General features: G+C 64.4%; 8 protein-coding genes and 2 tRNA genes. 7 read left to right on the plus strand and 3 right to left on the minus strand.

Annotation, left to right across the window (positions count from 1 at the left end):
• Positions 1–346 precede the first annotated feature (346 nt).
• The 4 genes from AC1DNG_RS06975 to AC1DNG_RS06990 all read left to right on the plus strand — a co-directional run bounded on the left by AC1DNG_RS06975 (position 347) and on the right by AC1DNG_RS06990 (position 5285).
• Positions 347–2464, plus strand: a complete 2118-nt coding sequence (locus AC1DNG_RS06975) for a DEAD/DEAH box helicase (RefSeq protein WP_476859379.1) — start codon at positions 347–349, stop codon at positions 2462–2464.
• Between the two features lie 233 nt (positions 2465–2697).
• Positions 2698–2769: transfer RNA gene (locus AC1DNG_RS06980), tRNA-Thr, on the plus strand.
• 62 nt (positions 2770–2831) lie between these two features.
• Positions 2832–2905, plus strand: a tRNA-Met gene (locus AC1DNG_RS06985).
• A gap of 1018 nt (positions 2906–3923) precedes the next feature.
• The gene (locus AC1DNG_RS06990) at positions 3924–5285 is read left to right on the plus strand and encodes a lipocalin-like domain-containing protein (RefSeq protein WP_476887000.1); all 1362 of its coding nucleotides are present in this window, start codon (positions 3924–3926) and stop codon (positions 5283–5285) included.
• A gap of 170 nt (positions 5286–5455) precedes the next feature.
• Here the strand turns inward: AC1DNG_RS06990 and AC1DNG_RS06995 are convergent, their stop codons facing one another.
• From AC1DNG_RS06995 to AC1DNG_RS07005, 3 genes are all read right to left on the minus strand, one after another.
• Positions 5456–6052 carry a recombinase family protein gene (locus AC1DNG_RS06995; protein WP_476887064.1) on the minus strand — a complete coding sequence of 199 codons (597 nt, stop codon included), beginning with the start codon at positions 6050–6052 and terminating at the stop codon, positions 5456–5458.
• A 1000-nt stretch (positions 6053–7052) separates the two neighbouring features.
• The gene (locus AC1DNG_RS07000) at positions 7053–7307 is read right to left on the minus strand and encodes a hypothetical protein (protein WP_476887001.1); all 255 of its coding nucleotides are present in this window, start codon (positions 7305–7307) and stop codon (positions 7053–7055) included.
• A 276-nt stretch (positions 7308–7583) separates the two neighbouring features.
• Positions 7584–8054, minus strand: a complete 471-nt coding sequence (locus tag AC1DNG_RS07005; protein WP_476887002.1) for a hypothetical protein — start codon at positions 8052–8054, stop codon at positions 7584–7586.
• Between the two features lie 567 nt (positions 8055–8621).
• On the opposite strand from AC1DNG_RS07005, the gene yidC reads away from it, so the two are divergent.
• The 3 genes from yidC (at position 8622) to AC1DNG_RS07020 (ending at position 11735) form a co-directional block, all read left to right on the plus strand.
• Positions 8622–9422 (plus strand): membrane protein insertase YidC, encoded by an 801-nt coding sequence (gene yidC, locus AC1DNG_RS07010; RefSeq protein WP_476887003.1) that lies wholly within the window; start codon positions 8622–8624, stop codon positions 9420–9422.
• The gene (locus AC1DNG_RS07015; protein WP_223913773.1) at positions 9419–10078 is read left to right on the plus strand and encodes an NAD(P)H-binding protein; all 660 of its coding nucleotides are present in this window, start codon (positions 9419–9421) and stop codon (positions 10076–10078) included. Before yidC ends, AC1DNG_RS07015 begins: the two co-directional genes overlap by 4 nt.
• A gap of 85 nt (positions 10079–10163) precedes the next feature.
• On the plus strand, positions 10164–11735 hold the full coding sequence (locus AC1DNG_RS07020; RefSeq protein WP_476887004.1) for a Na+/H+ antiporter: 1572 nt from the start codon (positions 10164–10166) through the stop codon (positions 11733–11735).
• The last annotated feature ends 11 nt before the right edge of the window (positions 11736–11746 follow it).

An 11746-nucleotide genomic window follows, 5' to 3' on the forward strand; every position in this document is an offset into this window, starting at 1 on the left:
CCTCAATTACCACTGTTCCGCTCCATGCCCTACACTTGAAATATCCCCCACTCCGGAAATCCCTTATTCCTGCCCAATTCTTGAGGCAGGACTGGCAAGTGTTGGGGCCCGCAAATGTGATGCGGGCATTTTCATAGGGAGAGCCGGCAAAAGAAAACGCTGTACAGACTGCTGGGATAGCAGCCAAGAGATGCAGCGGGAAGTCCTGCCACGGGATTGCGAAAGCGCCGGACTTCTATGTGACCCGCCGGTCAACCGTACGCCCGGCAATTCGTGTCACGCGTACTGCGGCTCCGCTCACCTCGGGTTGTGCCGCTTGGCCCCTATGGATGAGGAAATTTCACCTATGCCCGAAAATCAGAACAACTCCGTCGACACCGAACTCGCCACCGAGAACACCCAGGCCGACGTCGAGACTTCTGAAACGGCTGCCCCCGCAGCCGGCTCCGCCCCGGAATTCACCGAGGCTCCTGCGAACGTTGTAGCACCGGCGGCCGAAGCTGCCCCGCAGGCTGACACCAAGACCGAGGCCACTTCCGCCCCGGCCAAGGACGAGGACGCCGAGGAAGAAGGCGTCAAGTTCGTAGACCTCGGCATCGATGGCCGTGTCCTGGCCGCCCTGCAGGACGTCGGCTACGAGAAGCCGTCCCCGATCCAGGCAGCAACCATCCCGCTGCTGCTCGAAGGCCGCGACGTCGTGGGCCTGGCCCAGACGGGTACCGGTAAGACTGCAGCATTCGCAGTACCGGCACTGTCCCGCCTGGCCGAGCTCCACGACCTCAACGGCCCGTCCCGCAAGACCCAGGCCCTGGTGCTGGCCCCCACCCGTGAGCTCGCGCTCCAGGTTGCCGAGGCCTTCACCTCCTACGCCAAGCACATCGACGACTTCACCGTCCTCCCGGTGTACGGCGGCTCCGCCTACGGCCCCCAGCTCGCCGGCCTGCGCCGCGGCGCGCAGGTTGTTGTCGGTACCCCCGGCCGCGTCATCGACCACATCGCCAAGGGTTCCCTGGACCTGTCCGAACTCCAGTACCTCGTGCTGGATGAGGCCGACGAGATGCTCCGCATGGGCTTCGCCGAAGACGTGGAGCAGATCTTCCAGCAGACCCCCGCGGGCCGCCAGGTTGCGCTGTTCTCCGCCACGATGCCGAGCCAGATCCGCCGGCTCTCCAAGCAGTACCTGAACAACCCGGCCGAGGTGCAGGTCAAGTCCAAGACCACCACGGGCGCCAACACCCGCCAGCGCTACCTGCAGGTCATGGGCCCGCACAAGCTCGATGCGCTGACCCGCATCCTCGAGGTCGAAGAGTTCGAAGGCGTCATCGCCTTCGTCCGCACCAAGATGGCCACCGAGGACCTCGCCGACAAGCTGCGCTCGCGCGGCTTCCAGGCTGCCGCCATCAACGGCGACATCCCGCAGCAGCAGCGTGAGCGCACGGTCGAGGCCCTGCGCGACGGCAAGATCGACATCCTGGTCGCCACTGACGTCGCCGCCCGCGGCCTGGACGTCGAGCGTGTCAGCCACGTGGTCAACTACGACATCCCGCACGACACCGAGTCCTACGTCCACCGCATCGGCCGCACCGGCCGTGCAGGCCGTTCCGGCGATGCGATCCTGTTCATGACCCCGCGCGAGAAGTACCTGCTGCGTTCCATCGAGAAGGCAACCCGCCAGCCGGTGGAGCAGATGCACCTGCCCACGGCCGAGACCGTCAATACGTTGCGCCTGGGCAAGTTCGCCGAGCGCATCACGGAGACCCTCGCGTCCGAGGACGTTGCAGCGTTCCGCGACCTGATCTCCTCCTACGAAGAAGAGCACAACGTGCCGGCCTCGGAAATCGCCGCCGCACTGGCCGTCATGGCCCAGGGCGGACAGCCGCTGCTGGTCAAGGAACTGCCGGCAGCGCCCGAGTTCCAGAAGCGCGAGCGCTCCAAGGACGGCTTCGGCTCACGCGGCCCGACCCGCACCCTGACCGAGGGCAACGCCACCTACCGGATCGCCGTCGGACGCCGCCAGCGCGTCATGCCGGGTTCCATCGTTGGCGCCATTGCCAACGAAGGCGGCATCTCCTCGGCCCAGATCGGCGGCATCGACATCCGCTCGGACCACTCCCTCGTGGAGCTCCCGGCGGACCTGAGCGCCGATCAGCTCAAGGCACTGTCCCGCACCCGGATCGGCGGCGAGCTGATCCACTTGGAGCTCGACAACGGCCGTAAGCCGGCCGGCGACCGCGGCTCCTACCAGGGAAACCGCGGCGGAGACCGTGGCGGCTACTCCGGCGGCAGCGGCAACTTCAAGGGCAACGGCGGCTTCAAGCGCGAATTCCGCAAGGGCGACGGCGAGCGGTCCTCCGCTGACCGTGGCGGCCGCTCGTTCAGCGAGCGTTCCGAGCAGCGCACCTTCGGCGCGGACACCCGCAAGCCCCGCACCGAAGGCGGCTTCAAGCCCCGCAACAAGTGGTAACCACTAGCACCCTCTGAGAACGGGCCGGCTCCCTGAGCCGGTCCGTTCTTGTTTAAGCATTCCGGCCCCGTGTTCGCTTCGTCACAGCGGCGGCCGCCGATTGGTCCCGGGAGCCGATCCGGGCCCCCAGGACCGCCCCGGGAGCCCGGATTTCCGCTGTTTCCGGCCGGTCCGGCGTCGTACGGCCGCCGATTTGTTGGTGGGCGAATCTTCCGGTAGAGTATTTACTCGTTGCCCCCCTAGCTCAGTGGTAGAGCGCGTTCTTGGTAAGAACGAGGTCACCGGATCGATTCCGGTGGGGGGCTCTGAATGAGGGCCTGTGTCAAGGCGGTTTTTGACCGGCTTAGCGCAGGTTTTCCTCATTTACGGCGGTGTAGCTCAGTTGGTTAGAGCGCACGACTCATAATCGTGAGGTCGGGAGATCGAGCCTCCCCACCGCTACAGACAAGACCCCCGGAATCCTTGAGATTCCGGGGGTCTTTCTGTTTTCCGGAGTCTCTGCCGGTTATGGGGGTTTCTCTCCCTTTCCCCAGAAAGCCACCATCTTCTCTCACCGCTGGATACAAAATGGATACTCCGGACGGGTGCAAGGGCGGGTCAACAATTATATGGAGCGGTGCTGGGGTCCGCCGTGGTCTGTGGACGGGCTGGCGCCCCTTGAGCGTCGGGCTTGTCTGTTGGAACCTGAGTTGGCATGTCACGGGCCGACTGGCGGCGTAATACAACTTTGGGCGGGCGATCTGCGCGGCGGTTTCCTTCGCATCGGTCGTGACGGGACGCGTCCGTCGTTCAGGACGACCCCGGAGACGCGGTCGGCCAGATCCCGCAAAATGTCTCCGGCATCCGGCATCCGGCATCCGGCATCCGGCATCCAAAGCACGCACCGAGTTGATGAGCTCCCGGGTTGGAGACGCCTGATCTGTGTTGGGCTGGTCCACCCGGAATTTGGGGGTCTTGCCCTGCAATTTGATCAGGGGTAATGCTGGACGAGAGGGATCCGAACAGACTTCGAGCTGACGGTTTCCCGGGAGGTTGCCATGTGGAAACGTGGCGCAGCCGAGGTCGACGTGAATCGCGAAGTACCGGCCCGCGCACCGCCGCCAGTGTTACTGGATGATGGTGGTCGGGGCGAACCCTTACGTGACGGTTGCGAACGTGGCCGCACCGGTCTCGGCCGCACCAGGCAGGATTGAGGCTTGGATTCCTAAGTGTTCATCCCGACGTTGGCTACAATCGCAGGCCGGTTCGGAATGGTGCACGCATGCCGCCCTTCCAGTGGCCGCACCAGGTTCCGCGGGAAATGCTCGACCCGGATGGCCGGAGCCTCATTCTCCCGTAGGGAGCGCTTGATGCGCGGCGTTGGGAGCGGCCAACCAACGCCGCGGACCCGCGACGGAGCCGCGATTAGTTGACCGCTGACTCCGACGGCCAGTGAGGGGTTCCACCAGGAGGTTTAGCCATGTATGAGACCAAAGAACAGAAGCATCGCCCGGTGATCGAGGGCGGCGGTGAAAGTGCGGACCTCGCCCGCGTGTCAGAACCAGGAATCGACCGTCGCAGGGTCTTGGGATCGGGTCTGGCTATGGCCGCCACGGCGGGTCTGTTGGCGGGTGTCGCTCCTCGGGCAAGCGCGGCCGCCCCCGGGGATTCTGGCGGGTTCCAGGAAGTCTCCGGCCATGCCCTGTACCTCTTGCCGCAGGACCACAAATGGCACACGGGCGGAATCTTCGACACCGGACAGTTCCAGGAGTGGCACTACTGGACCGGCTTCTTCACCGATGACGACACCGGGGAACAGTTCGGCATTTTCTACAACATCACGAACAACCCGAGTGCTCCCGGGGGGCCCTCGCTGTGGGAGCAAGGCGTCAGCTTCTCGTTTGGGGACTTCGCCAAGCAGGAGTTGATCTGGGCGCACCAGCCGACTCCTGTTGGCTCATTGCAGGCGACACGGCCGCCGGACTCGACCTCGCCGGACGACTTCCAGTACAACGCCAAGGGCCAGAACGTGGAATTCACCACGGTGTACCGTGCCGAGCCGAACACGTGGCGCTTCCAGTTCACGGGTGTTGCCGCAAACAACGGGAACTCACCCATCACCATGGACATGGAGAACACGGCCCAGTCACCGTACGGCTACATGCCGGTCGGGCTTGGCGGCTTTGAGAATCAGAACATCCCCTGGAACGGGCAGAACCTGGATCCCGCCAACCTGTACGCACTGTCCTACTACTACACCGGCCCGATTTCCAGCAGCAAGGGCACCGTCACCATCGGCGGCAAGACCCGCCATCTCACCGGCACGATCTGGTTTGAGCACCAGTGGGGGAACTTCAACTCCGGGCAGCAGCCGTGGACGACTGCGTATACCTGGGGGGCACTGACGTTCAACGATGGCACCGTCTTCACCTGGCGCCAGTGGTACGGCGCGCCCAACGGATCGGCTCCCCTCCAACCCATTCTGGAGATCGGCCGCAACTCGTATGGGACGCCCAACGGCACACCGGCGGGCAGCCTTACCTTCCACGTGGGGAACAACGCGGAGTGGAAAGCGTTGAAGACGTGGAAATCACCGGTAAGCGGGCGCAACATCGCCACCCAGGTGCAACTGACCAGCACCTTCGGGACCTGGTACCTCACGAACGTCTTCGACAACTACGAGATGCCCTGGGGCTACCCGCCCTACGGGACCAATCCATACAGCTTTGTTGAATCCGCGATGTGGGTCCGTACCGGCTCGGTCGACGGGCCGATCGTCGGCCACGCCTTCATGGAGCAGGCCAACCAATTCACCCTGTACCAGGGTCCAGTTCCCGGGTAACGACTGCGGCCGCCTCGCTCACGTGCGCGTCCCGATGGGGTTCTGGCATCGGTCGGCAGGCGGCGGGTCGGATGGTGCGCCTGCGCCCACGGCATGCAATCTCACCGACACCGTCGCCCGTATACGACAAAGCCCCCGGCATAAACCGGGGGCTTTCTTGTGTCAGGGCTTCACTTGGCTAGGTAGCGGTACAGCGTCGCGACGGAGACGCCCACAGCGTCTGCAATCTCTTTGGGGCTGAGCACGCCACCAGCGTGTAGCTCCTTTGCCCATGTGATCTTGGGGCCGTCAAGCAGGGCAGGCCGTCCGCCATTGCGGCCGCGTGAGCGTGCCGCAGCGAGTCCTACGTTGGTCCGCTCCCTGAGCAAGTCCCGCTCATACTCAGCCAGCGTCCCAAAGATGCCCAGCATGAGGTTGGCCTGAGTCTTGTTACCGTCCGTGCTGAGTATGGGGTTATCCAATACCCGCACGCTCACGCCCCGCTCTGCCAAGTCCTGGAAAAGGTGAATGAGGTTCCCCAGGGACCGCCCCAAGCGGTCCAGCTTGGCGACCACCAATGTATCCCCATCCCGCAGCGCCTCAAGGCACTTATCAAAACCGGGGCGGCTGGCCTTTGCGCCGCTCACGCCCTGGTCCGTGAACAGGCGCCGTGCATCATCCTTGACGCCTGCGGCCAGCAGGGCATCCCTCTGGCCGAACGTGTTATGAGAATGCAATTCCCTTGCAAACACAGGGGCCAGCCGCTCACGGCTGGCCGTCCTCTCCATACTCAGCAAACGATCGTTTTTAAGAATCGGAATGGATAGGGTGAGCCATGAACACCCCGCAACGGCAACACATTGGCCTCCCCGCCCTGGCCGCCATGGTGGCGATGGTTGTCGTTTTCCTGATACCCGCGTAGATACCGGCACTGCGCACCGCACCGTGGGAGTGGATCGTCGTGGCCATTCAGGCCATCCTCACAGTGGCCCTGGTGGTGTATCTTGTCAGATTCGTGCGGAAGCAACGGGACGACTACTGGCGCGAACGAGGCAAAGACCCTAGGCATCCAGAGGCATGACCAGCTCCCCTCATAAGCCCATCGTTTCTGCGAACGACCGGACAGTTCAGTGCGTACCTGTCGGTGTTACCGTGAGCCATGTTCAATAGCGGCCGACCACGAACTGTAACCCGATGGCTGATTAAAGTCGCTGCCGGTGTCCTGCTTGGCCTCCTAGCCGGGGTGCTCATTAATTGGCAGTTCGCTCTAGGAATGGTTCTGATCTACTTCGTTGTCGCCTGGGCAGCAAAGCGGGGCCAGAAGCAAAAGAGGGAAACCGACGCGTACCGCGAGCAGTGGCTCGGCAAGCGGAAGAGCAACGGCGCGGAATAGCCGGATCCTTCCGCCTCGTCTTTCCATCGTTTTTGCAATATATCTATCGATCGTGCGCCCGCCTCCCTGGTCGAAACGGCAGGGAACCAGATCACGACTCAACTCTTGCGCCACCTGGCGCGCCCTTTCAACAGCACAAGGAAAAATGCAGAGACAATTCAACGCTAGGTGAGAGAGTGATGCCATTACTCATTGGGGGCAATCGTGCGAAAAACACCGGTGTTCTTGTGGGTCTTCCTGCTGCTGTCTGTCCTCTGGTACTTCGCTGTCGGAACAATCGACTCAGTTCTCATGTCCCACAAATATTCCACGTTTTCGAACTTCTGCTACAGGGAGTTATTGCCGGCCGGGACCGTCCGTGGCCCCGAGGGCTCGCCGTCGTTCCCTGGGGGCGCCTATAGCTTCGCCCCGTTGGGAGTCGAATGTGCCTTCGGAATGCGAGACGGGTCGGTGGTCAAGTCATTCCAGGTCCGGTATTTCCCGCTGGCTGCTGCTGCAATCCCTTTGCTGACCTCGCTGGCGTTCTTCGTTTTCATCCTGCTTCGTCGCCACTCATGGAGCGCCAGAAAATGATAAGTCTTAGCGCGTTCATTGGTATCGCCATCCTGAAGATATTCGCGGGCCAGGCGGCCGCCGAGGCCACCGTTCATCAAGAGTCAGTCAAGAAAGAAATCGAAGCCATCGGGGCCACTGGCTCATCCCCCGGCAGCCGTCGCCGAACTGATCGTCGACAGCAAGCTCAAGGACTTCGCACTCTCGAACTTCCCGAAGCGCCTTGAAACAGGAACACTTCAAGGTCCAAATCAGACACGAATATCCGGTATCTGATCGAGCGACGGAGATTCCCCCGCGGATCCGGAAAGCCGCCATTTGGAGCTGCGATTTAACCGCCAATCCGAACTGACGGTCACAGGGGACCACCCAAGTTAGCTCCGGGTGATGCCGCACCCGAGGCCAGAAACTACCCAGCCGCCAGGAACGGTCCGGCTTACACCGGCAATCCAGTCACCACTGCGCGCCGTCCGTTCATCGATCGCTTTCCATCCATCGGTTGGAGCGCCGGAAGGCGCGTTTACCGACTTAGCCCACGCCACCGCGGCCGCTTCAGGGGTTGGCTCTCCGGGAACACTCGTGTCAACGTCAGCAACATAGGCGCCGTGACAAGGCGCGGCACTACCGCTTGGCACGGCGCCGGTGGAGGCCGGTTGCGCCGCACACGACGACAAAGTGAACAGGATGAGGGCCAATACTCCGGCCCTCCCGACGTTTTCAGCCTTGTCCCTGACGGCAAGGACTTTGAACTTTTCCGTGATCAGGTACACCTGATACGCGGCTATGCGCCTACGGAAGACGAACCACGCCGACGCCACCAGCATGAACACGATGCCTTCCACCATTGCCGTGCCTCCACAATCCGCCGCTAGGGTGCCCCTTGCCCCGAGCCTACTGGGCGGGGATCCAGTCCCCGGGTCCTTCACCTGACATTCTGTCCGGTTGCCTCCGTCCTCTCCTGCCCCCCACAAAGGGGAGGGGGAGGGACCCGCGACAGTCCCGCCGCTGTCCCCGGTAGTGATAGTGCCCTCGACGTCGTACGAGATAGAAGCTGACAGGCCCGTCTGAGGTGGGTTTGGGCCAAAGTGGGACTGAGAGAGGGGGAGGTTGGTACCTCCCACCTCTACGCGCTCAGGGAATCCTGTTTACGGCCACGCTAGGGGATAGCTTGCGGCCCAAGCAGCGGCTGTAGCTCCGCCACGGCGCCGGCTCGTCGGTGGGGAAGGTGGCAACAACGGGAATGCACTTCGCGCAGGGAGGATTAAAAAATCAACGCCATCAGCGCAGTGCGGGCACGCCCGGACACCGGCTGAATCGTCTCCTGGTCAGCGGTGTGCCCTCCAACCACGCGAGCCCGTGACAAGCGGGACGTTTCGCCGTAGCTTTGCAGCATCTGACGGTTGGGGATATCAGTGGACCTTCTTGGCACCATCATGGCCCCGTTCAAATGGCTGGTCTCAGCCATGATGGCGGGCTTCCATGACGGACTCAGCGCCATCGGCATGCCGGCGGCCAGCGGCTGGACGTGGACGCTGTCCATCATCGGGCTCGTGCTGGTGATCCGCGCCGCCCTGATCCCGGTGTTCCTCAAACACGTCAACGTCCAGCAGCGCATGAGGCGGTTGCAACCGGACCTGAAGAAGCTCCAGGACAAATACAAAGGCAAGACCGATCCGCTCTCCCGCCAGGCCATGGCGCAGGAACAGATGGCCCTCTACAAGGCGCACGGCACCAACCCGTTCTCCGCCTGCCTGCCACTGCTGATCCAGATGCCCTTCTTCTTCGCGCTGTTCCAGATGCTGTCCGGCATCAGCGCCGCGGCCGGCCAGGGCGAAGCCATCGGGGCCATGAGCCCCGAACAGGTCGCGCAGTTCGACGAGTCCACGATTTTCGGCGCCCCGCTCTCGGCCTCGCTGCTGCACGGCGTCGGCGGCAGTCAGCTCTCGGTGTGGATCCTCACCATTGCGATGATCCTGGCCATGACGGCCTCGCAGCTCATCACGCAGCGGCAGATCATGGCCAGGAGCTTGTCCGGCGAGGCCGTGGCGCCTCCGTTCATGGGCCCGCAAAAGGTGCTGCTGTACAGCCTGCCGGTCGTCTTCGGTGTGGGCGGGATCTTGTTCCCCATCGGCGTCCTGATCTACTGGACCACCACCAACTTGTGGACCATGGGGCAGCAGTTCGCTGTCCGGTGGGACAGAATGGGACCATGACGCGCATCGCAATTATCGGCGGCCACGGCAAGGTGGCTTTGGAACTGTCCAGGATCCTCGCGGCGGAAGGGCACGGCGTGACCTCCTTTATCCGCAACCCGGACCATGCGGCCGACGTCGCGGCCACCGGCGCCACACCGGCGCTGCTGGATGTGGAGAACGCGACGACGGCGCAGATCGCCGGCGCCCTCCGCGGACACGACGCCCTGGTGTGGTCGGCCGGAGCCGGCGGCGGCAGCCCCGAACGGACCTACGCCGTGGACCGCGACGCCGCGATCCGTTCCATGGACGCCGCGGCGGAAGCGGGCGTCAGCAGGTACGTCATGGTGTCCTATTTCGGGGCCGGGCCGGACCACGGAGTCCCCGCGGACAACGGCTTCTTCGCCTACGCCGAAGCCAAGGCCGCGGCGGATGAGTACCTGCGCGGTTCAGGCCTTGACTGGACCGTCCTGGGCCCCGGGACGCTGACCGCGGGACCCGGCAACGGGATGATCGACGTCGACCCCGCCGACACGTCCGACGGCACCGAAACCGCCCGGGCCAACGTCGCCCTGGTGGCGGCGGCGGTCCTCGGGCTGCCGGCCACGATCGGGCGCACCATCGAGTTCCGGGACGGCACGCTCCCGCTCGCGGCAGCGCTGGAAACGTTGGGCTAGCCCAGGACTCTTCCCGATAGGGTGGTGGGGGCGGTCCGCGCATCCACCCGGGATGCCCCGGCCCGCCTCCGGGGAAAGCGGGCACATGGATCAGTTGGCACTCATCGTTGGACTTCTGCTGGCTACGGTGGGCGCTGTCGGTCTCGGAGAGAAGCTGCGGCTGCCCTACCCGGTGCTGATGCTGATCCTGGCCGTTGCCCTGACGTTCATCCCCGGCTTCCCGGAGATCCAGATCCCGCCCGAGCTGATCCTGCCCATTTTCCTGCCCCCGCTGCTCTTCGCGACCGCGCAGCGCAGTTCGTGGGCTGTTTTCCGGGTCCGCTGGCGCACGTTGCTGATGCTTGCCGTCGCGCTCGTGGTGGTCTCGACGGCGGTGGTCGCGGGCGCGGCCTGGCTCATGATCCCGGGTATCGGCATACCGGCCGCGATCGCCCTGGGCGCCATGGTGGCCCCGCCCGATCCCGTGGCCGTGGACTCCATCGCCAGCCGGGTCCACATGCCGCGGCGGCTCATCAACGTGCTCCAGAGCGAGGGCCTGTTCAACGACGCCGCCGCCATCGTCATCTTCCAGGCGGCCGTGGCCGCGGCCGTCGCCGGCACCAAGATCGCCTCGGACGTTGTCCTCCAGTTTGTCCTGGGAGCTGCGATCGCGGTGGTTGTGGGGATCGGCATGGGCTGGCTCACGAGCCTGATCACCCGCCTGGTGACCTCCATGGTGGCCCGGAGCGCCGTCACCCTGGTGGTGCCGTTTGCCGCCTACATCCTGGCCGAGGAGGTGCACGCCTCCGGGGTGATCGCCGTCGTCGTCACCGCGCTGGAAATGCAGCGCCACTCCCGGCCCGGGGAGGCCGCGGAGAGGGTCACCCGCACCGCGTTCTGGGACGTCGTGGAACTGCTGGTCACCGGCCTGGCGTTCGGTCTGGTGGGGCTGGAAGTACGGCAAGTCATCCACGACGAAGGCAGCGGCGTTTTCGGCATGGTCGGGACGGCCGCGGTGGTGTGCGTCCTGGTGTTCGCCGCACGCTTCGCCTGGCTGGCCATGATGTCCGGCCTCTCCCGGGCGAGGAAGGATGTTCTGCGCCCTACTTCGGCCAAGGACGTGCTGATACTCACGTGGTGCGGCATGCGCGGCCTGGCCACCCTGGCGCTGGCCCTGGCTCTTCCGCTAAACGTTGCGGACGGCACGCCGTTCCCGGCCCGCAGCGAGCTGCTGGTGATCGCCTGCGCTGTGCTGCTGGCCACCCTGGTGCTGCCCGGGCTGACGTTGCCGTGGCTCATGCGGGTCCTGAAGGCGTCCGAGGACGGTTCCGAAGAACGCGACGCCGCCCGCGTGTTGGCAAGCCGGGCGCAACAGGCAGCGATCGCGGCCCTGAAGGACAACGAGCTCATGAAGGAGCTGCCGGCGGATAAGGTGGCGCTCGTGAAGGAGAAAATGACCCGGCTGCACGCCGAGCTGCTGGACGGGAGCCTGCGGAATGAAAGCGCGGGGGAGCAGCGCAAGCGCGGCCGGGAACTGGCGATCGCGGTGCAGACGATCGCCCTCGATGCGGCCCGCCGGGAAGTCGTAGCGGCCCGTAACGAGCCGGGCATGGACCCGGAAGTCGCGGACCGGGTGCTGCGGCAGCTGGACCTGCGCACCATGATCATGCCGGACTAAGGCAACGGATC

It is taken from the genome of Arthrobacter sp. 01T425, from assembly GCF_056398725.1.